Annotated in this window: 19 protein-coding genes; 17 read left to right on the top strand and 2 right to left on the bottom strand. The window is 40.5% G+C overall.

Features of this window, described 5'->3' with window-relative positions; all coding sequences use genetic code 11:
• The first annotated feature begins 6 nt into the window (after positions 1 to 6).
• The 5 genes from pta (at position 7) to EKM82_RS06775 (ending at position 4,797) form a co-directional block, all read left to right on the top strand.
• Positions 7 to 996 (top strand): phosphate acetyltransferase, encoded by a 990-nt coding sequence (gene pta / locus EKM82_RS06795; protein WP_125767541.1) that lies wholly within the window; start codon positions 7 to 9, stop codon positions 994 to 996.
• A gap of 60 nt (positions 997 to 1,056) precedes the next feature.
• Positions 1,057 to 1,539 carry a tRNA (adenosine(37)-N6)-threonylcarbamoyltransferase complex ATPase subunit type 1 TsaE gene (tsaE, locus tag EKM82_RS06790; protein ID WP_125767540.1) on the top strand — a complete coding sequence of 161 codons (483 nt, stop codon included), beginning with the start codon at positions 1,057 to 1,059 and terminating at the stop codon, positions 1,537 to 1,539.
• Entirely contained in the window at positions 1,532 to 2,053 is a 522-nt protein-coding gene (locus EKM82_RS06785) for a GNAT family N-acetyltransferase (RefSeq protein ID WP_125767539.1), read from the top strand. The genes tsaE and EKM82_RS06785 overlap by 8 nt, the downstream gene beginning before the upstream one ends.
• A gap of 357 nt (positions 2,054 to 2,410) precedes the next feature.
• Positions 2,411 to 4,111 carry a M3 family oligoendopeptidase gene (locus tag EKM82_RS06780; protein WP_125767538.1) on the top strand — a complete coding sequence of 567 codons (1,701 nt, stop codon included), beginning with the start codon at positions 2,411 to 2,413 and terminating at the stop codon, positions 4,109 to 4,111.
• A gap of 14 nt (positions 4,112 to 4,125) precedes the next feature.
• On the top strand, positions 4,126 to 4,797 hold the full coding sequence (locus tag EKM82_RS06775; RefSeq protein ID WP_125767537.1) for a 2,3-bisphosphoglycerate-dependent phosphoglycerate mutase: 672 nt from the start codon (positions 4,126 to 4,128) through the stop codon (positions 4,795 to 4,797).
• Between the two features lie 19 nt (positions 4,798 to 4,816).
• On the opposite strand, the gene EKM82_RS11440 is transcribed toward EKM82_RS06775, so the two are convergent.
• Both EKM82_RS11440 and EKM82_RS06770 read right to left on the bottom strand, forming a co-directional pair.
• Positions 4,817 to 4,990, bottom strand: coding sequence for a hypothetical protein (locus EKM82_RS11440; protein WP_164508158.1), 174 nt, complete (start codon positions 4,988 to 4,990; stop codon positions 4,817 to 4,819).
• 617 nt (positions 4,991 to 5,607) lie between these two features.
• Positions 5,608 to 6,951, bottom strand: a complete 1,344-nt coding sequence (locus tag EKM82_RS06770) for a C1 family peptidase (protein WP_125767536.1) — start codon at positions 6,949 to 6,951, stop codon at positions 5,608 to 5,610.
• 262 nt (positions 6,952 to 7,213) lie between these two features.
• Between EKM82_RS06770 and EKM82_RS06765 the strand changes: the two genes are divergently transcribed.
• The 12 genes from EKM82_RS06765 (at position 7,214) to EKM82_RS06710 (ending at position 22,555) form a co-directional block, all read left to right on the top strand.
• Positions 7,214 to 8,200, top strand: a complete 987-nt coding sequence (locus tag EKM82_RS06765) for a LacI family DNA-binding transcriptional regulator (RefSeq protein WP_125767577.1) — start codon at positions 7,214 to 7,216, stop codon at positions 8,198 to 8,200.
• Between the two features lie 415 nt (positions 8,201 to 8,615).
• Positions 8,616 to 9,455 (top strand): metallophosphoesterase, encoded by an 840-nt coding sequence (locus EKM82_RS06760; RefSeq protein WP_125767535.1) that lies wholly within the window; start codon positions 8,616 to 8,618, stop codon positions 9,453 to 9,455.
• 227 nt (positions 9,456 to 9,682) lie between these two features.
• A complete protein-coding gene (locus EKM82_RS06755; protein WP_164508157.1) occupies positions 9,683 to 11,371 on the top strand; it encodes an alpha-glucosidase in 1,689 nt (562 codons plus the stop codon).
• 53 nt (positions 11,372 to 11,424) lie between these two features.
• Positions 11,425 to 13,191: a glycoside hydrolase family 13 protein gene (locus EKM82_RS06750; protein ID WP_125767533.1), complete on the top strand. Its 1,767-nt coding sequence runs from the start codon at positions 11,425 to 11,427 to the stop codon at positions 13,189 to 13,191.
• Between the two features lie 88 nt (positions 13,192 to 13,279).
• Positions 13,280 to 14,041 carry a tyrosine-protein phosphatase gene (locus tag EKM82_RS06745; protein WP_125767532.1) on the top strand — a complete coding sequence of 254 codons (762 nt, stop codon included), beginning with the start codon at positions 13,280 to 13,282 and terminating at the stop codon, positions 14,039 to 14,041.
• Positions 14,042 to 14,067: 26 nt separating this feature from the next.
• Positions 14,068 to 14,829 carry a tyrosine-protein phosphatase gene (locus EKM82_RS06740; RefSeq protein ID WP_125767531.1) on the top strand — a complete coding sequence of 254 codons (762 nt, stop codon included), beginning with the start codon at positions 14,068 to 14,070 and terminating at the stop codon, positions 14,827 to 14,829.
• Positions 14,830 to 14,853: 24 nt separating this feature from the next.
• A complete protein-coding gene (locus tag EKM82_RS06735; protein WP_125767530.1) occupies positions 14,854 to 16,098 on the top strand; it encodes an extracellular solute-binding protein in 1,245 nt (414 codons plus the stop codon).
• A gap of 128 nt (positions 16,099 to 16,226) precedes the next feature.
• Positions 16,227 to 17,510 (top strand): carbohydrate ABC transporter permease, encoded by a 1,284-nt coding sequence (locus EKM82_RS06730; RefSeq protein ID WP_225419678.1) that lies wholly within the window; start codon positions 16,227 to 16,229, stop codon positions 17,508 to 17,510.
• A gap of 2 nt (positions 17,511 to 17,512) precedes the next feature.
• Entirely contained in the window at positions 17,513 to 18,364 is an 852-nt protein-coding gene (locus EKM82_RS06725; protein WP_125767528.1) for a sugar ABC transporter permease, read from the top strand.
• Between the two features lie 5 nt (positions 18,365 to 18,369).
• Positions 18,370 to 19,158: a DUF1189 family protein gene (locus EKM82_RS06720; RefSeq protein WP_125767527.1), complete on the top strand. Its 789-nt coding sequence runs from the start codon at positions 18,370 to 18,372 to the stop codon at positions 19,156 to 19,158.
• A gap of 162 nt (positions 19,159 to 19,320) precedes the next feature.
• Positions 19,321 to 20,031: an MgtC/SapB family protein gene (locus EKM82_RS06715; protein ID WP_125767526.1), complete on the top strand. Its 711-nt coding sequence runs from the start codon at positions 19,321 to 19,323 to the stop codon at positions 20,029 to 20,031.
• A gap of 229 nt (positions 20,032 to 20,260) precedes the next feature.
• Complete coding sequence (locus tag EKM82_RS06710; RefSeq protein WP_125767525.1) at positions 20,261 to 22,555, top strand: glycoside hydrolase family 65 protein; 2,295 nt, start codon at positions 20,261 to 20,263, stop codon at positions 22,553 to 22,555.
• Positions 22,556 to 22,567 lie beyond the last annotated feature (12 nt).

The following is a 22,567-nucleotide window of genomic DNA, read 5'->3' as shown; positions in this document are numbered from 1 at the left end:
AATAGGATGGATTTATTTGCGAGCTTGCAGGAAAAAATTAATGGTAAGAATATCAAGATTGTTTTCCCTGAGGGTGCGGAACCTCGAATTATTGGTGCTGCTGTGCGTTTAAAGGCTGACCAAGTTTTGGAACCTGTTTTATTAGGTAATGTTGACGAAATTAAGGCGGTTGCTTTGAAAAATGGGTTACATGTCGATGCTTTAACAATTATCGACCCTAACAACTACCCAGCAGCTGATTTCAAAGCGATGGTTGATGCTTTTGTTGAGCGTCGTCATGGCAAAGCTACGGCTGAACAAGCGGAATCAATTTTGCGTGATGGTAATTATTTCGGGACGATGTTAGTATACTTAGACAAGGTTGATGGGATGGTTTCTGGGATTGTTCATTCCACTGGTGAAACCGTGCGCCCAGCGTTACAAATTATTAAAACTAAACCAAATGTTTCGCGGACTTCAGGTGCCTTTATTATGCAGCGGGGTCGGGAACGTGACGGCGAACGGTACTTGTTCTCAGATTGCGCCATTAACATCAATCCTAACGCCCAAGAATTAGCTGAAATTGCGGTTCAATCAGCCAAAACAGCTGAATTATTCGATATTGATCCAAAAGTTTCGATGTTAAGCTTCTCAACTAAAGGTTCAGCTAAATCTCCTGAGGTTGATAAAGTCGTTGAAGCCACTAAAATTGCTCAAGAAATGGCACCTGAATATCAAATTGATGGTGAATTACAATTTGATGCTTCTTATGTGCCATCAGTCGCTGCACAAAAAGCGCCTGGTTCAGAAGTTGCTGGTCATGCCAATGTCTTTATTTTCCCAGAATTGCAATCTGGTAATATTGGCTACAAGATTGCCCAACGCTTCGGCCACTTTGAAGCCATTGGCCCAGTTTTGCAGGGATTGAATAAACCAGTTTCTGACCTGTCACGGGGTGCTAATGAAGAGGATGTTTATAAATTAGCCATTATTACCGCTGCTCAATCGTTACAATAATATTTGATGATCTGATTTGGTTAGTTTGATGTAACAACCAAATCTTAAAGGAGTTAAAGTTTGAAATTTCTGACAAAAAATGCCGCCGAGACAGAAAAATTTGGTCAAGTCGTTGGTAACTTGGTTCAACCAGGTAGTTTACTATTATTAAATGGTGACCTAGGTGCCGGTAAAACAACTTTCACTAAAGGTTTAGCCAAGTCATTAGGTATTGACCGGGCGATTAAAAGTCCGACCTTTACTTTGATACGTGAATATCGACAGGGTCGTTTACCATTATTCCACATGGACTTGTATCGTTTGGAACACAGTTCAGCTGACGATTTGGGTCTTGAAGAGTATTTCGATAGTGATGGTGTTTGCGTGGTGGAGTGGTCACAGTTTGGTGAGGATGTCCTGCCCGCTGATCGCCTAGTGATTGACATTCAACGGGACTTGCCCGACTTTGCCGCGGACACTCGGCAATTTACAATCAGTGCCAGTGGTGCCAATAGTCAGAAATTACTCGAACAAATTACCGCGGCTTGGTCTGATCATGAGTGAAGACGTCGCTGTTACAATTCGTAGTGCTGAAGCATCTGATGCTGCTGCGCTGTTGGCTTTTTGGCAGACTGAGGTTGTTCCCTGTGATTTTGTCGAAACTGATGCTGCACTAACTGACTTAACGGCCGCACAACTCGCGCCACAGTTAACAGCTATTGCCGCTAGTCCCAATAATTTATTACTGTTGGCCGTAGCTGATGCAGAAATTATTGGTTACTTGCGGATTGCCGCTAGCGCCAATCCAGCAACGGCTCATGTTGGCGAGTTAGGATTATTAGTGGCTACGGCGGATCGCCAAATCGGCTTAGGCTCAGCGCTGATGGACATGGCCTTGACTTGGGTCGCCGAGCAATCCATTCTTAAACGGGTCCAATTATTTGTGCAAACTCGTAATCTAGCCGCACAAAAACTTTATCAGAAATTTGATTTTACTTTAGAAGGTCGCTTACCAGCCAGCTATCGCAGTCTGAATGGTGACCTGTTAGAGACGTTATTAATGGCACGCTTATTTTAAGATTGCACCAAAATAAAAGTGGTCCAGTTTAAAACACCAGTGCAGCATGCAAAACTAATCATTGTGTTTTGACAGCGGGGACTATAATAGTTTGTAAAATTAATCTCAAAATGTTATATTGTAGCTGACGAAGTCAAACATTGATCACCGAAGCCCCAGACTACTACAGATAGTCTGGGGCTTTTTTTGCGGGCAATTATGTAATTGAACGGATGAGGCTAATGCGGTGCCTGATAATTCACAAAGTGTATAGGTGAATTGGGTAACTATTTCAAACTAGGCCTAGAATCAATGCTAGGCGGTTTTCTTTCGTTACGATAATCGTTTATAATAGAAAACTATTAGGAGGCGCTTTTTATGACAGATTTCGCGCAATTACCATACCAACGTCCCAATTTTGAACAAGTAACAGCTGAGTACCGTCAATTATTGACGGCTTTGAACCATGCCGATGATCCACTAACGGCTGTTAATGCCGCTTTGGCAATTAGTAAGTTAGAAACTAAAATTGTTTCGCAACAAATGTTGGCCGAAATTCGCTTCAGTGTGAATACTCTGGATGATTTTTATCATCAGGAAGAGGACTATTGGAATGAATATAGTCCCAAATACAATGAGTTCACCACTGAATTTTATCGAGAACTGGTGAAGTCGCCATTTCAAGCTGAATTACAGCATACGTTCCCGAAGACCTTATTTTTAATGGCGAAAAATCAGTTGAAAACTTTCTCGCCGGAAGTGATTCCTTTGCTGCAGCAAGATAATCAATTGAGTACAAAGTATTCTGAATTGATTGCTTCGGCTCAAATTGAATTTGCTGGCGAAACTTATAATTTAACGCAAATGAAGAAGTTTCAGAATAAGGCTGATCGCCAATTGCGCCAACGTGCAACTCAGGCAACCACTGCTTGGTTTGTTGAACATGAGGCTGAATTTGATCAAATTTATGATCAGATGGTGCAAGTGCGCACTGAAATCGCGCATCAGTTAAATTACGATAATTATACGGATATGAGCTATGACTTCATGAATCGCTTCGATTATGATGCTGATGATGTGGCCCGTTATCGGCAAACAATTCTGGAAAAAGTTGTCCCAATTGTCAGTCAGTTGCGCCAACGCCAACAAAAACGTTTAGGCTTAGATGAACTTAATTTTTACGATGAAGATTACAATTATCTTAGTGGTAATGCCACACCTGAAGGCACAGCTGAGGAATTAGTGGCAAAGGCCAATGATATGTATCACGAGATGTCACCTGAAACTGGCAAGTTCTTCCAAATGATGGTTGATAATCATAATTTGGACTTGTTAAGCCATCATGGCAAACAAGGTGGTGGCTATTGCGAGTATTTGCCTGAATTTAAAACACCATTTATTTTCGCTAATTTCAATGGTACTTCGGCCGATGTCGACGTATTGACTCATGAAACTGGTCATGCCTTCCAAACTTATCAAGCACAGGCAATTAAGGCTTGGGAGTGTGTCTTTCCAACCAATGAAGCTGCGGAAATTTTCTCCATGAGTATGGAGTTCATTGCTTATCCGTGGATGAACAAATTCTTTGGCCAACAAACGACCAAATATAAGTTTGAACATTTGTCTAGTGCTGTGACTTTTCTGCCCTATGGCGTGTTAGTCGATCATTTTCAGACGGAAGTTTATCGCCATCCAGAATGGACGCCAACAGAACGTAAGCAAACTTGGCGTCGTTTAGAGAAAATGTATTTACCTAGTCGCCAATATGATGATGCTGATTTAGAGCGAGGCATTTATTGGTATCGCCAAGGTCACATTTTTGAAGCGCCATTTTATTATATTGATTACACGCTGGCGCAAGTGGTGGCTTTCCAATTCTGGGAACGATTTGAAGTGAACCATGATGACCAAGCTTGGGCTGATTATTTGGCTATGGCTAAGGCTGGTGGTAGCTTAACGTTTAACCAGCTGATTGAACTGGGTCATTTGCAGAGTCCCTTTAAGGACGGCGCACTTGATGATGTCTTAGCTAAGATTTCTGCCAATTTGGCAGCTGTTTCTGAAACAGATTTACAATAAAGAGGTCGACTATTTTGGTAAAACTTGTGCTCATTCGACACGGTGAAAGTACAGCAAATGCTGATAATATTTATACGGGTTGGACCGATGTTGATTTAACTCGTTTAGGTGTCAAACAGGCACATCACAGTGCAAAAATGTTAGCCGATTTGAATTTTCATCCCCAAGCTGTCCATACGTCAGTGCTGATTCGGGCCATTAAAACTGCGAATATTATTTGCGAGGATCGCGATTGGCTTTATTTGCCGATTTATAAAAGTTGGCGGCTAAACGAACGGCATTATGGCGCTTTACGTGGTCATAATAAAGATCAAACTCGTCGTGAATTTGGTAAAAAACAAGTTGCTCTGTGGCGGCGGGATTATTGGACGATGCCACCTTTGCTAACTGAACCGGACCATGATCGACGTTACGCTAATTTAGATTCACGTAGCATGCCTTTGGGTGAAAGTTTGGCGATGGCCAGTCGCCGGGTAATTCCTTATTATGTTGATCAAATTGCGCCGGAATTAATTGCCGGTCATGACCAATTAGTGGTTGCTCATGGCAGTACTTTGCGCGTGATGATCAAATATTTGGAACAAATTACTGATCGCGATTTAGATGGCGTTGAGGTGGCTAATGGCGAACCGATTGTTTATGAACTGAATCAGCATTTAGATATTTTAACGGAGACAGTTTTGTAGGTGCAAAACCAATCGAACCTTAGTGAAGTGTTTGAAACAGAATGGCGTCTGACTCTGTTCCGGGCTGCTTGGCGTGGAACGCTGCCGACACTGATTGATGCCAATTACAAACCAAATTGTCATCAGTACAGGTCTTATTGTAAGTGCTAAAGCACCAACAATAATTTGGCGGCTGACGCCAAGATCCCTCCACACCGTCTGGAGTTAATTTGGTGCACTTCAGCATGGTTAGTGGTTAAGACAACTGTAGCAGGACAACTCAACTCGATTTAGATTGTTGTCACAACTGAATACTAATATCAAAAAATCTGTCTGACAGTTTCTGGTTGAATTCCAGAAAATTTGCCGGGCAGGTTTATTTGTTTACACCAATATGTTTTTCTAAATAGTGGTGCTCAATTCGGTTAGTTTCATAAGGTGGCTGGTGCACGATTGTCATCTACCTTTAATAATCTTGATATCTAGCAAAGGTAAAGTGGACCAGCCTAACTCAAAACGTAGTGGAGGCCGCCGGGGTGTCAGTCGCCAAATTCTTCTTGCCGCTTTAGCGGTTAGAAGAAGACCTGTATTTGAGATTGTTGCGCTAGCAATAAGCTCAAATCAGTGTCGGCAACGTTCCACACCCCGCCGGCCGCAACGGAGTTGTCCGCTATTCTGCCAAAATCTATTTCGGATTCAATCACTACATTCTATCTGGTATAATCGCTTAACAACCAGTTTTCTTACCAGTAAGTTGTCAACAATTGCTATTGAACAAAATAAAAAAGACTAGCCACAAATTGTGGACTAGTCTTTTTATAAACCGTTGAATTATAAAGCTAAGGCACCCATTGGATCCCAAGGCTTCAAAACAGTTGGATTGTCATGTTCGTCAGCAACGATCTTCTTCAAATCGTCTGACAAGAATTTCTTGTTAATAACAACTTGGTAAACGAATTGATCGAACCAAGCATCACTCATCACGAAGTAGCCTTTATGGCCAACTTTTTCGCCCCATGAGTTTTCAACTTTCCACTTAGTTGGTTGGCCGTTAACCAAATCAACACCAGTGATGACCATGGCATGAGTCATTAAGCTTTCGCCATGATCGAGACGTTCTGCCTTAGTCATGCTTAAGTCGATGTCTAATAAATCAGACTTTTGGTAAACGTTGGTATCCATTACGCCGAGTTGACGATCAGATGACTTGCCAACATCTGAACCAAACCAAACTGTTTCGCCAGCTTGTAATTGCTTGATTGCTAATTGCTTGAAGTCGTCAATGTCTAAGTTCAAGTGACGAACTTGACGACCGCCAACAACGTTACCTAACAAATCAACGGTGTAAACGTGTTTGTATGGCTTGTCAGCAGTAGGTGAGTTGATCATTGAAAGATAGTCTTCCAAGTTCCAACCAACATACTTCTTGAAGAAAGTTTGTGGTGTTAAACCAGCTTCGCGATGATAAACTTTGTCATCGTCAGTGTATTCCCAGTCGAATTTAACTGGTGGTTTGCCTAAAGTGAAGACCAATAAACGATAAACTTCGCTTAACATGTCTTCCTTAGCAGCGTCGATTTCAGCAGCAGTCTTTTTAGCAGCTACTAAAGCACGCAAAGCAACCGCATCATGACGTAACTTCGTGTTCAAAGTGCTGTTTAATTCAGCAGATTTTGAACTGTTGTAAGTTTCTGGCATAACATCCTTTGGCACTAAACCGTATTTTTCGATTAAGGCACAAAGCATATCCCATTGGCCACCATCTTGTTGAGGAGTTGCCATTAAGAAGTCAACTTTACGGTCGCCTAATGGTAGGTCAGCTGTGGCAATCACGTTCTCGTAGAACCAGTTTGATTTTTCAAACTTGTCCCAGAAGTTCGTGTAGTTTTGTGATAATTCAAAACCCTTTAACTTGAATTCATCTTGTAAAGGATGACGCATGGTGTTTAAGGCAGCAAACATCCAGCAACGGCCAGATTGTTTCTGGTTAGCAACTGCACCAGTGTCGATCTCGACAGAAAAATTAGGTGTCATCGCAACATCAGCAGCTAAATTGCGGCTTGATGCTAGAATACCGTTATGAGCGACAGTATTAGCAGTTGCGTTTGACTTTGGTAAATCAGCAAAATCTTCAGCGTATGCTTTCAGATTTTCAGCAGAAATTTCTTTACTCATCATATAACCTCCAAAACTAGAATTAACATCTTCCATAATATCTTATTTTAGCATGAACGTCTAATTTATTTTTAATCTTTCGTCAAAAAAAGGTGCTGGAGTCATTTTTTAATAAACTAAAAAATTCATAATTAAATTAGCAAATTGATTCAATAATTCTTATTTAAATTGGTAATTCCTTACCTAGACAATCACATTGTTGTTAATATCGGGTAAGATTAATATAATATAATAGTAGAGATTACTGAAGAGGGTGGAGTGTATCGTTACTTTAAATGACGTCGCAAAGGCGGCTAACGTCTCTAAAATGACAGTTTCGCGGGTGATTAACCATCCCGAACAAGTAACTGATGAATTAAAGCAATTGGTTTTTAAGGCCATGGATGAGTTGGACTATCATCCCAATTTCGCAGCTAAAGCTTTGGCTGCCAACACGACCCGAATTATCAAACTGGTTATTTTGGAAAAAGTTGATACAGTCGAACCTTATTATGCCACTTTGTTAATGGGAGTGGCCCAATTCTTGAACGCCCACCAATATGCGTTACAAGTTGTGACCCAGAAAAATGCTAATATTGGTGATTGTGATGGCTATATTATTACTGGCGCTCGGAATAATGACTTTGATTGGATTCAAGATTTAGATCGGCCGATCATTCTTTATGGCGAAAATCGCCACAATTACGATTTTGTCGATTCCGACAACAAATACGGGACTTTTTTATCGACCAGTGCAGCGATCAATGATGGCTATCAGCAAATTATTTTTCTCGGCATTGAATTAAAGGAGTCTTTCGAATATTCCCGGGAACGTGGCTACATGGATACGATGCAGAAGTCAGGCTTGCAACCGCAAATTGTCCGCTTTGGCAACCATTCTTCGGAAGCGCAGCAATATATTCAAGAACATTGGCCAGAGTTCAAAAAGAATACTTGTTTCGTTTGTTCCAGTGATCGTCTGGCAATCGGCGTTGAACGGGGCATTCAAAAAATGGGCGGCAATATTCCTGAAGATTTCGGCATTGCTGGTTTTGATGGTGTCTTTCTCGACCAAATTGCCGAACCAAAACTAACAACAGTTAAACAGCCAGTAATGGCCATGGGCAGTAAAATTGCCGAACTATTGATGCAGAAGATAAATCAGGCTAGCCCTGACGATGAACAGAATCCCAATCGTGATCGCATGGAAGTGATGTTCTCACCAGAACTAATTCGTCGTAACACCACGCGAAATTATCATTTGAATTAACCGAGTGTAGTCGTTCCCTAGTTGAAGTGGTGGTTGCTGGGCGATTTAGAGGGCGTGGAACGCTGTGGCCGTCTAAACTAGTTTCGGACAGAATAGCTGACAACTCCGTTGCGGCCGGCAGCGTTCCACAACCAGCAAGCCCGGAATGGAGTCAAAACCAATTCTGTCTCAATATCATCATCGGGTTTTAAAGGTTTTGAATTTAACATTTAATTGGTTCAAATCGATGTCGGCAGCGTTCCACAACCAGCAAGCCCGCAATGGAGTCAGACTCAGTTCTGCTTCAACACCAACTCGATTCTGTTTTAAATTGGAGCCCAGACAATAATTCTTGTCTGGATGAGCTGACTTAGGACACTTCATCTGCTGGTGAAATAGGTATAATAAACCTATTAAATAGAGAGTAGGTGGCACCATGAGAAATCTGACGTTTATCGGTGATATTCATAGCGCGGCCGCTGATTTGACGGCGCTGTTAGCTGATCCAGTGATTGCCGCAAGTCAAATTGTTTTTCTAGGCGATTATATTGATGGCTTGTCGGAACGGAAATTCACCAATCATATTGAGCATTGCTCAGTTGAACCGTTGCGCACACTGGCAATTATTCGTAATCGGGTGATGAATCATCATGATGTGGCGCTATTAGGTAATCATGATGACTTCTGGGTTCAGACCGCAATGAAAAATGACCATGATTTTCGGATGTGGGCGGCTAATGGTGGTCAGGCAACATGGCCTGAATTAGGCATTGAACAAAGTGACCTGATCAGTGTTGCCCGCGCTTTAAATCAGCCACCACTTCAAGAATACACAGATTTTTTAAGTCAGTTACCACTAACTTGGCAGAATGAAACCATTTTTGCAGTCCATGCTGGTCTGCACTGGCATGACAATTTAAAACAGCAAAGTCGCGACGATCTCATTTGGATTCGTGATGATTATTATTTTGCTGATGGTCAACGGCCCAGCACTTGGCACACCAATGACTTAGGTAAAGTATTGGTGACCGGTCACACGCCAGTCCAGACTTTGGTTGGCTGCGGTTACGGTTATTTGGAGATGAAGGCCAGCATCCACGATGTACCTCGTTATTTGATTGATTCAGGCAGTCGTTCCGGCGCTTATGATGGCGGCATTTTTGCACTGACCTTAACGCCAACGGGGACTGAAGTTCAGCTGAAACGTGCGATTAAAGAAAAACTCTATGATGGCAATCAATTTATTACTGAAGCTGAAGTGGCTGATCAATATTAAGTCAATCATTTCAAGCCAGTGGCGTTAATGCCGAAAAAATCTCGCGGTCAACTTTTTTACTTAAAAGTGGCCGCGAGATTTTTATATTGAGGGGCTAAAAATGGCGCTCAAAGTTGTTACCGATAACATCACGTAACAAGCTTGTTGTTTGCTAGTGACTTCCATAAGATAGTCATTAGCAAGGTACGCGTGAGCGCAATCATTTTCCAGAAAGGATGCCTAAGCTAATGAAACAATGGTATGACAACGCCATTATTTATCAGGTCTATCCCCGTAGTTTTCAAGATAGTAATAATGATGGTCTTGGCGATTTAGAAGGCCTTTTACAACGGTTAGATTATATTAAAAAACTTGGTGTGAACGCAATTTGGATCAATCCAGTTTTTACGTCACCACAAGTTGATAACGGCTACGATGTTTCCAACTATTTCAATATTGATCCGCATTTTGGTTCGATGGACACCATGAATGCCCTCATTAAGCGAGCTCATGAATTAGGAATGCACATTATTTTAGATTTTGTTTTGAACCATACTTCTGATCAGCATCCTTGGTTCCAAGATGCCTTGAAGAGTCCCAAGAGTTTGTTCCGCGATTATTATATTTGGGAACACACAAAAGATGGGCAAGTTCCGAATAACTGGGGTTCGTTCTTTGGCGGCTCTGTCTGGGCCCAACATCCCACTGAAAAAAATACCTATTACTTCCATTTATTCGACCAACATATGCCTGATTTAAATTGGGCTAATCCTGAAGTACGGCAAGCAATGATTGAAGTTGCTAAATACTGGGTGGAAAAGGGCGTCGACGGTTTACGGCTGGATGCCTTTATCCACATTGCCAAAGCAAATTTGCGGCAAGATTTTCCTAGTGCGGAAAAAGGTGCGGTAATTGCGGAACCAATGTATGCTAATTTGCCTAATGTGGTCACTTATTTGCAAGAGTTCATTAATGAATTACGCAAGATCAATCCTGATCTGTTTATTTTAGGCGAGGGTGCTTCAGCTGGCCCTGAATTGGCAGCCTTATATACGCGTTCCAATCGTGGCAATGCCTTATGTGATGGCATCGTCAGCTTCCGTAACTTACCTAAAGAACGATTGGCTCAACAAGATCCCTTAGCCATGAAGCTGAATTTACCAGCGAAAGAAAAATTAGACTTAGCCCAATTGCCTGAAAGTATTGTTCACTGGCAGACTTCGCTGGCGCAAACAACCCAACCAACGTTGTATTTTAGCAATCATGACATGCCACGAATGGCAACTGCTTATGCGGATTCAGAATACTTCGAGCGCAGTTTAAAGACTTTAGCGACCATGCAGTATTTGCAAAAGGGTGTGCCGATTATTTATTACGGTGAGGAATTAGGCTTAAAGAATGTTGAATTAGAACGTTTCACAGCCTTTCAAGATCAAACTGTGACTGCTTTGAAGAGTCAACTTTCTGGCCGGGAACAAACCGAAGTTTTGAAATATTTGTCCCAGACTCACAAGACACCAGCCCGGCAGCCAATGCCTTGGGACGATTCGGCTAATCAAGGCTTCTCTGAACATGAGCCTTGGTTACGCACTTCATCGAAACAAGTGACGGTAGCTGCCGAAGAAGATGATCCTGACAGTTTACTGAACTTCTATCGGCAATTACTACACTTGAAACAACAAGATTTATTCGCTAATGGCGAATTTCGGTTGTTGACGGCGCCAACTGGTTTATTAGTTTATGAACGTTACTTAGCGGGCAAGTCGGCACTGGTGGTTACTAATTTAACGAGTGATTCCATGAGTTACACCAATGACGATTGGACCAACGCTGATATTACTTATACTGTCGGTCAAGTGACTTTAGACGATAAACAATGGCATTTGGCACCTTGGTCCAGCATTGTTTTGAAACAAGACCAGTTACCTTGGCTTTAATCATTAAAGATGTTGAGAATAAATAACACAGATAAGAGAGGAAATTAATATTTATGGAAGCTGCAGCAATTTATCACCGTCCTGATAGTGAGTTTGCTTATTTATATCAACCAGGAGACTTTCGGGTGCGGTTACGGACTAAACGTGATGACGTCAAGGAAGTGCTGTGTTTTTACATGGATCCTTATGACGCCGCTGATTCTTACCAAACAATTAGCTTAACTAAAATCGCCAGTACTGAAACTTTCGATTACTGGGAAGCATCATTAGATGTTGCTCATAAGCGAGTCCAATATGATTTCAAAGTCGTCGGCAATGACGGCCAAGAAGTGCTATATGGTGATCGTGGATTCTTCCCCTTTGATCGTGACTTGATTGGCACCGCCGGGAATCCTTTCCGCCAACCTTATTTCCATGAAATTGATCGCTTCAAAGAACCTGATTGGGTTCGGCACACTGTTTGGTATCAAATCTTTCCCGAACGTTTTGCCAATGGTGATGTCAGCAATGATCCTGAAGGTATTAAGCCTTGGAATAGTGAGCTGACACCAGGGCGGACTGATTATTATGGTGGTGATCTTCAAGGAATTATTGATCACTTGGATTATTTACAAGAATTAGGCATTAACGGTTTATACCTGTGCCCAATTTTTAAAGCCTACTCTAATCATAAGTACGATACGATTGATTATTTGGAGGTTGACCCTGACTTTGGTGACAAAGAAGTTTTCCAGAAGTTAGTTGTTGAAGCTCATCGTCGGGGCATGAAAGTGATGCTGGATGCCGTTTTCAATCATATGGGCGATCGTTCAGTCCAATGGCAAGACGTGGTTATCAATGAGAAAAAGTCGAAATTTGCTGACTGGTTCCACATTAATAAATTCCCCGTTGCTTTTAAAGAGACCGACGATTTCGAAAAAGCTAATGAATTGACTTATGATACTTTCGCCTACACACCGCACATGCCAAAATTGAACACGGCTAATCCAGAAGTTCGTGATTATTTAGTCAGTGTGGCCACTTATTGGATCAATGAATTCGATATTGATGCCTGGCGGTTAGATGTGGCCAATGAAGTTGATCATCGTTTCTGGCGCCACTTTGCTGATGCTTGTCATGCTGCAAAGAAGGATTTCTACATTCTTGGTGAAGTTTGGCATTCCTCACAACCATGGCTGATGGGCGATCAATTCTCAGCAGTGATGAATTACGCCTTCACAGAAACAGTCGTCAATGGTTTCGTTAAAAAGACGTTGACACCACAACGAATGGTTGATGGCTTGAACTATCAGCGGATGTTGTACCAACGGCAAGTTAACGAAGTGATGTTGAACACTTTGGATTCTCATGATACGGCGCGTTTATTAACAGTCTGTGACGATAATAAAGATTTATTGCGGCAAACCGTGGCCTTCACTTTCTTACAAGAAGGCGAACCATGTATTTACTACGGTAGTGAAGTTGGCATGGATGGTGGCAACGATCCTGATTGTCGCAAACCAATGAACTGGAATGAAGCAACGCAAGATCACGACCTATTTGCTTTTTACCAAAGCCTGATTAAATTACGGTTAGGCAATGCTGATTTATTAACTCAAGGTGATTTGGAATGGACAATTGTTGATGATCAACGCGGTTTGGTACAAGTAACAAGAACTGGTGAGGAACAGCAGATCATTGGCACCTTTAATTTAGGTCAAGAGAATCTTGATGTTGCGGCGTTAAAGCTTACAGGACAAATGGTTCTCAGTCAGAGCTATCAAGATCAGAAATTAGGACAACATGGTTTTGTCATCAATGTTAAGAACATTGGTGCATAACTTTTCTGTTATCGGTAACACGGATAAATCACTTGTGGAAACGCTTTTTATGACCAATAATTAATCGTGTTAGGAAAGAGGTGTTACTTTGAAGGAGTTAAAACTTGATAATACCCATAACGTTCGTGATCTTGGTGGTGAGTTTACTGAACCGGATGGCGAGGTTCGCTATCACAAAATGATTCGCTCAGCTAACTTAATCAATATTGACCAAGCTGATAATCAGTTACTTTATGATTATGGTGTACGGACTGTAATTGATTTACGGTCAAGCGATGAGGTGCAACGTGATCCGGATAATATCTTGATTAAAGATATTAATTACGTGAACATTCCGATTTTCAAGCATGGCGATACTGATGCTGCTCATCATAGTAAAGATAAAGTGAGATCTGGTTATGATCAAATGATGGACGAATACACTGAGTTGGTAACTTCTGATTTTTCGCAAAAAGCTTATCGTAAGATTTTCGATATTTTCTTAGCGAATGATGGTGCTGATCAAAGTGTTTTATATCATTGTTTAGGTGGTAAAGATCGAACCGGCATTATTTCATTATTATTCTTAGGCGCATTAGGAGTTCCCCAAGATCAAATCTTTGCTGATTATTTCTATACTAACTTCTCTTCACGAGAGGTGATTGAACAATCTGTTAAAGATGCTCACGCTCGACAAGCGAGTCGTAAAGAATTACTTGATTTAGACGCGTTTATGACAGCGAAGAAGTCCTACTACGATCGCATGAATGATTTGGTTAATGAGTATGGCGGTCCAACAAGTTATCTTAAGGATAAAGTTGGTTTGAGTGACCAAGACTTACAACTGTTAAAGAAATTATATAAGAAGTAACTAATTAACAGGAGTGAGTGGTGGTTATGCGAGTACTTGAATTAAATCATACTTATAATGTTCGCGATCTTGGCGGAACAGTTGTGAGTGCTAGTCAAGAACTGGCCTATCATAAGTTGATTCGCTCAGCTAATTTGGTTCATTTGGATCAAGCTGATAGTCAATTTCTAAAAGACTATGGTGTTCAAACGGTGATTGATTTACGAGCGCCTGATGAGGTGGCTCGAGATGCTGATCAGCTTTTAACTGATGGGATTGAAGTCATCAATATTCCAATTTTCCAACAAGGTGATACTGATGCTGCTCATCACGGTACTGGTAAGCCAATCAGCGGTTACGAACAAATGCTGACTGAATACACTGAATTAGTCAATTCAAAGTTTTCACAGCAAGCCTATCAGCAAATTTTTGCCATCCTATTAGCCAATAAACAGCCTGGTCACAGTGTCTTGTTTCATTGCTGGGGTGGTAAAGATCGAACTGGCATTATTGCCTATTTGTTATTAGGTGCATTAGGCGTAGCGCCGGAACGGATTTTTGCTGATTATATGTATACGAATGTTTTGTCCAGCCAAGTTACTGAACAAGCGTTGCAAGAAGCAAAGGCTAGAAATGCGAGTCAAGCAGAACTAGCCGATGTAGATGCGTTCATGACAGCCAAATCAGCTTATTACGAACGCATGGATCATTTAATTAATCGTTATGGCGGCACTAAAGAATATTTAAAAGCAATTGTGGGTTTGAACGATAACGATTTTATTTCATTACGGCAGTTATATATAAAATAATAATTTGCTTTATGGGAGGATATTATGAAGAAATTTGCACGTATTTTAATCGGTGCGGCAGCGGTATTATCATTAGGCGCTGTTTTAACTGGTTGCGGCAAGAAATCTGACTCAAGTAGTCAACAAACTTTAAAGGTTTCAATTGACCCAAGTTACAAATCATATATGAAGACCATGGTACCTAAGTTTGAAAAGAAGTATAACGCTAAGGTCAACGTTACTTATAAGGCCATGCTTGATGCTTCTGATGCGTTACAACTTGATGGCCCTTCAGGTAAAGGCCCCGACGTTTTGATCATGTCAAATGGTAGTGTCGGTGGTAAAGTTATCCAAGGTTTAGTTGCCCCAGTTAAATTAGACAAATCACGTTATTCAGGTACTGTTGCTGATTCAACTAAATATAAGGGTAAGTATTATGGTGCCCCAATTGTAATTGAATCAATCATCATGTATTACAACAAGAAGTTCGTTACGAAACCAGCAACAACTTTTGGTGAAATTGAAAAATTATCAAAAGATCCTAAATTTGCCTATGAAAATGACAAAACTAAGAATGTTGCTTTCTTAGCACAATGGACTAACTTCTATACTGCTTATGGCCTGATTAAAGGTTACGGTGGTTATGTTTTTGGTAAAGACAATACCAATCCTAAAGATATTGGTTTGAATAATGATGGCGCGGTTAAGGGTCTTGATTATATCGCTAACTGGTACAAGAATACTTGGCCAACTGGTTTACAAAACGCTACTTCAAATGAAAACTTAATTACACAACAATTTACATCTAACAAGACTGCTTATGTTTTAGACGGACCTTGGATGGCTGCTTCATATAAGAAGGCCGGCGTTGACTTTGGTGCAACGACAATTCCTACATTACCAAATGGCAAAGCATATCAACCATTCGGTGGTGGTAAGTCATGGGTTATCTCAGCTTACACTAAGAACAAGTCATTATCACAAAAATGGTTAGACTTCATTACTAATGATGCTAATCAGAAGTCATTCTTCAAAGAAACTGGTGAAGTTCCTGCCAACAAAGTTGCTAATGCAGATGCAGCTAAGAGCAACAATGAAGTTGTTAAGGCCGTTGTTGACGAATCTAAGCATACAATTCCAGCACCAAACATTCCTGAAATGTCAGAAGTTTGGACTCCAGCACAAAGCATGATTACTAATGCTGCAAGTGGTAAATATACTGCTAAGGCTGCTGCTGATAAGGGTGTTACAACAATCAAGCAAAACATCAAGCAAAAGTATAACAAGTAATTTCGTACTTTTAGGTCGCACGTAAGTATTTCATCAGAATGTTTATATTAGTCGAAGAGTTATAAAGTAAGAAACCGATGTAAAACTTGCGTTTTAGTCGGTTTCTTCTAGTTTAGGATGTGATTATTTTGAAGAAAAAGAAAGGTCTTGCACCTTATCTATCGATCATACCTGGTTTAGGACAATTCTATAACGGTCAGATTGCAAAAGGGATCGTCTTCTTAGCATTGTTCATTATCATGGTTGTCGAATTAGCACTATTCGGTGTTAGTTCTTTAATTTCTCTTGTAACATTAGGCACCGTACCATTTCAAGATAACTCTTTATTCTTGATGATCAAGGGTACCATGCAATTAATTATCACCGTTGTATTCGTGATGTTCTATGTCATGAATATCGTTGACGCAAGTCACACTGCTAAAAAGGTTGAACGTGGTGAAAAAATCCCAATTAGTTGGGGTGAATTCATGCATTCAATCGGTGACAGTGGTTTCCCATACTTACTGTCAACACCTGCTTATTTATTAATGCTGTTTACCATCGTGTTCCCAGCATTGGTTACATTATTCATGGCCTTCACCAACTACGGCTTCTTGAATAATCCACCAGCACATTTATTGAAGTGGGTTGGGTTTAAGAACTTCTTTAGCATGTTTATGCTAAGCGGTTATAAGCAAACCTTCTTAACTGTGTTTGGTTGGACAATTGTTTGGACTTTATGTGCAACAACCTTGCAGATTTTCTTGGGTATTATGACTGCGGTCGTTTTAAACCAGGATTATATCAAGTTCAAACGGATTTTCGGGGTTATCTTCTTATTACCTTGGGCAATCCCATCATTTATTTCTATTATGAGTTTCTCGAACATTTTCAACGATTCAGCTGGTGCCATGAACGTTCAGGTCTTAGGATTATTGAATCATATCCCTGGGGTTAGCATTCCACCAATTGCTTGGTTAACTGATCCAATGTGGACTAAGGTAGCCATTATCTTGATCCAAGGCTGGTTAGGTTTCCCATATGTCTACGTCTTAGTTACTGGTATTCTTCAGTCAATTCCTAACGAATTATATGAAGCAGCAACCATGGATGGCGCAACTGTTTTGCAGAAGTTCAATCACATTACCTTCCCAATGATCTTAGCAGTTGCTTCGCCATTCTTCGTTACTCAGTATACCTTCAACTTTAATAACTTCTCGATGATCTACCTGTTTAATAATGGTGGTCCTGGGGATGTTGGTGGTGGCGCCGGCGGTACAGATATCTTGATTTCTTGGATTTACAAGTTAACCACTGGTTCTGCACCTCAATATTCAATTGCCGCCGCTTTGACCTTATTGATTTCGGTTATTATCATTTCGATTTCGTTAATCGTCTTTAAGAAAACAAAAGCATTTGATTTGGAGGGATAACAATGGCATTACGAAGAAAGAAACAGCGTAACTTTCGTACAAAAAATGCTGTTCCGACTTATCTCTATTTAATTATTTTATCAATTATTATTATCTATCCAGTTTTGATCACGGTAAGTTCAGCCTTTCAAACTTCTGATGTGACTTCTTTCTTATTGCGATTCTCTACAAATTGGACACTTGATAACTTCGGTAGACTATTTAGAGAAACACTTTATGGTACGTGGTACAAAAACACAATTATTATTGCCTTTTGGACAACAGTCATTCAAACATTCGTTATTACATTAGCAGGTTATGTTTATAGTCGGTTCAAATTTGTTGGTAAGAAAGGATCATTGATCTTCTTCTTAATCATTCAAATGGTGCCAACAATGGCCGCTTTGACTGCTTTCTATGTCATGGCAAACTTGTTGAATGCCTTAGATCAATATTGGTTCCTAACCGTTCTTTATATTGGTGGTGGGATTCCAATGAGTACTTGGTTGATGAAAGGGTATTTTGATACCGTTCCATACGACTTGGACGAGTCAGCTAAACTTGATGGTGCTGGCAATTTCCGGATTTTCTGGCAAATTGTTTTACCATTGGTTAAGCCAATGATCGCCGTACAAGCATTGAAATCATTTATGGGTCCTTTCGGGGATTACTTAATGTCTAAATTCTTGTTACGTAACGATGTCCACTATACTGTTGCCGTTGGTTTACAGACCTTCATTTCTGATCCTAAATCACAAGAAGTTGTCTTGTTTGCCGCTGGCTCAATTTTGATCGCCGTTCCAATCTGTATCTTGTTCTTCTACTTACAGAAGTACTTTGTTAAAGGATTAGTTTCTGGCGGTACTAAGGGTTAATTCTTATGAAAACAAAATTTCCTATTAATTTATTTGCTAATTCAATCAAGCTTGAGCCATTGCGACTCTCAATTGGTAACTTAATTGTCAGTTTCTTATTCTTGATAATGCTCCCGGTACTTTCGTTTTCGATAAATCTATCAGTCAATCATTCCACGAATACGGATCTTAATCAGGCAAAAACCATTATCAAAGATAACTATGCGTTAATTGAGCAGACTAATTGGTCAAAATCAATGCGTGACTACCAAATTAAAGATGGTCAACTTGTTGGTCCACGGTCACAAAAGATTGCCACAACTAAAGCTGGTGTGATTCGGGTTGATTTACAATCAAATGCGCTACCAAAACAGAATGGTATTCTGTTCCACGAGAAGAGCTACATTATTCGTGAGCGGGGCAAGAATTTCTTAGTAAATTATCAACCTGAAGTAACTGATTTTAAACATTTCAAATCAACTGGAATTTTAGCTTGGACTCAAGCCAACCGTGGTTCACTAATGCTACTTAAGATGAGTAATATGATTTTCCTATCGATTATTAACGTCTTATTGTTGACACTTTGCTTAGTCTTAATTCTACGCAGTTATTTGAAAATCAAGCAGCAAGCGCGTCAACCATTACGTAATGGTATTAGCTGGTCATTTAGCGCGTTGATTTTGCCAACCTTACTCATTTCAATTATTGGTATTTTTAAATTTGATATTACGATCTTGTTCCAGCTACAAATGCTGATGATTGTCATATTAATCTTTGCAAAATATCTACGAATCAATCGCGAGCAAGGTAAATAGCAAAAAGTTTTTAGGGAATAGTCGTCACAAAAACAGTTGTATTTAAGTATTTTGACATTTTCATAACTAGTTAGGCCCAAGAGCTGATTTAATCTTTCAGAGTATGTGATGAAAGCTCCTGGGCCTTTCTATTTTTAAAGAATGATGGGGGGAGAGCTAACTTTGAAATTAACAGTGACAACATCAGAAATATTAATCCGTTTATTGCTGGCAATGTTGATTGCCGGAATTATTGGCTATGATCGTGAGCAAAAGAACCATCCGGCAGGCATTCGAACCCACATTCTTGTGTGTGTTGGTGCTTGTGTGATTGCGATGATTCAACAAGAAATTGGTTTTCAGTCTTTACAAATTGCGGAATCATTTCCGAAGTTTTCCGGCGTTGTGCGGGCTGATGATGCTCGTTTAATTGCGCAAGTAGTCAGCGGGATTGGTTTTCTTGGCGCTGGTACGATTGTTACCACGCGTCATGCAGTAACAGGATTAACAACAGCCGCTTCGCTATGGGCGACTGCTGGATTAGGCCTAGCCTTTGGCATGGGCTATTACAGAATTGGATTAATAAGTGCGGTGATTGTATTTTGCTCTCTAACTATTTTTAAGAAACTTATTCGAGTAAAGCCATATCGAAGAATTGAAATTAAATATGTGCATAAACAAGAAAGTAAGCAGTTTATCGAGAATTACTTTCAAGAGAATCATGTTCAGGCGACTAACGTTAGCTTCAAGACCGAAGTTGTTCAAAATGCGACGGTCTACACCAATGTCTACTCAGTTGAGATGCCCAAGACTTTGACTTATAGCGACATTATTGAAGAGATGTCCTTGTACGGTAATACGCGGGCAGTTCGCTTGATTGGATTGCAAAGCTAGCTTACTTAGTTGTTGCTGAAAATGATCTTGTTTAGTACAGATTATTTTAGAAACATCTAAATATTCATTTAGATGTTTCTTTTGTTGTCAAGTCATTATGAATTTTTGTTGCGTGACTTGATAAAGTAACATGGTACGTCTGTGATTCTGTTATCGATAACACGGTAACAAGCGTTGAATGAGGCTCAGTCTCATGAGACGATGTGGTAGAGATTTAGGAGGTTCTAACATGACAAAGCGATTATTTGAAATTGATCCTTGGGTGATCAAGACGAATCAGTTAGCCATTGATGATAAGCGATTACAAGAAAGTATTACGTCCATTGGTAATGGTTATATGGGGATGCGGGGTAATTTTGAAGAGGATTATTCTGGCGATACTCATCAGGGCCTTTATTTAGCAGGAGTTTGGTATCCCGACAAAACTCGTGTTGGTTGGTGGAAGAATGGTTATCCCAAATATTTTGGTAAGGCGATTAATTCACCAGACTTTCTCCGAATTCCGATTAAAGTCAATGGTCAGACCTTAGATTTGGCTAAAACGAACTTTTCTGATTTTGATTTGGAACTGGATATGCATGATGGTGTTTTACGACGTTCATTTATTGCGAATTTTGGTGAGACTAAAGTTAAATTTAATTTCTTACGTTTTATGAGTGTGGTAACGCGGGAGTTAGGCTTGATTACTGTTTCAGCTGAAGTTTTAAGTGGGCAGGCTGACATCGAGTTTGCGCCATCAATCAACGGCAACGTCCATAATGAGGATTCAAATTACGAAGAAGCCTTCTGGCAGTTTGTTGATCAAACCGCAACTAAGGATCAATTTAGCCTAACCATGGAAACAAAACCGAATCCTTTTGGTACGCCGCGGTTTTCTGTGACGGAACAAATGGCTAACTTGGTTGAAAGCGATGCTAAAGTTGAACGAATCGCTAGCTCTAGTCCAGAAAAAGTTGTCGAAACCATTAAAACAACGTTACAAGCTGGCCAAAAAGTTATTTTGCGGAAAGAAATTGCCGTTGTGACTAGTCGCGATGTTCAAACTGCTGATCAAAAAGCAGCCGCCGTTAAAGTTTTAGTTGCTGCTTCAGAAAAATCATTGGCCACTCATTTAGCTGAACAGGATGCCGCTTGGCAGAAACGTTGGGCGCAAGCTGATGTTGAAATTTCCGGTGATCCGGCTGCTCAACAAGGAATTCGTTTCAATATTTTGCAATTATTCATGACTTATTATGGTGAAGACTCACGGCTTAACGTCGGACCTAAGGGCTTTACTGGTGAAAAATACGGTGGTGCTACTTATTGGGATACTGAAGCCTTTATTGTGCCGATGTATGTTTCTGTAACCAAGCCGCAAGTTACCCGGCAATTATTGGAATACCGCTATAATCAATTAGCTGGTGCTTTCCACAATGCTCGTCAACAAGGTTTAAAAGGTGCCTTGTATCCAATGGTGACCTTCGATGGGATTGAATGTCACAACGAATGGGAAATTACTTTCGAAGAATTACACCGGAATTCAGCCGTCGCTCATGCAATTTATGAGTATACCGATTATACTGGTGATACGAGTTATGTCCTGACTAAAGGGATTGACGTTTTAGTTGGAATTGCTCGGTTCTGGGCTGATCGGGTTCATTTCTCCAAGCGCCATCAACAATATATGATTCATGGCGTTACTGGGCCAAATGAATATGAAAACAACGTCAATAACAACTGGTACACTAACCAAATGGCCACTTGGGTCTTGCGCTACACTCTGGAAATCTTACAACAAGTTTCTGAGGATAAGGCAGCCGAATTACAAGTTGACCAAGCAGAACAAGATCATTGGCGTGATATTATTGCACGGATGTATTATCCAACTGATGAGAAGTTGGGTATCTTCGTTCAAAATGACGGCTATTTAGATAAAGATTTACGGCCAGTCTCAACACTTGATCCCAGTGAACGGCCATTAAATCAGCACTGGTCTTGGGATAAGATTTTACGTTCGCCATTTATTAAGCAGGCGGATGTCTTACAAGGTATTTATTTCTTGGATGATCAATTCACTCTGGAAGAGAAGAAGCGCAACTTTGATTTCTATGAACCAATGACTGTTCATGAATCATCATTGTCAGCTTGTATCTATGGGATTATCGCCGCTGAAATCGGGGAAGAAGACAAGGCCGTTTCACTTTACAGTCGGACCGCGCGCTTGGACTTGGATAATTACAATAACGATACGGCTGATGGCTTACACATTACCTCGATGAGTGGCGGTTGGTTATCAATTGTCCAAGGATTTGCTGGTTTACGTCACCACCAAGGTCAATTATCATTCAAGCCTTTCTGCCCAGAAAATTGGCAACAATATCGGTTCCAAATCAACTATCGTAATCGTTTGTTAGCAGTAACTGTTGGTCATCAGGAGACCACCTTAGAGGTGTTATCTGGCGATGAAATCGTTGTCAAGGTCAATGATCAGGAAGTAACTTTACCAACGGCTAAGGCAGTTACAATTGCTAATCAAGTACACTAGTGGAGGAAGTAG

The sequence above is a fragment of the Lapidilactobacillus wuchangensis genome (assembly GCF_003946645.1).
GTDB lineage: Bacteria > Bacillota > Bacilli > Lactobacillales > Lactobacillaceae > Lapidilactobacillus > Lapidilactobacillus wuchangensis.
Note: the sequence above shows the minus strand (reverse complement) of the source record. Positions and strands in the feature narration are given on the sequence as shown.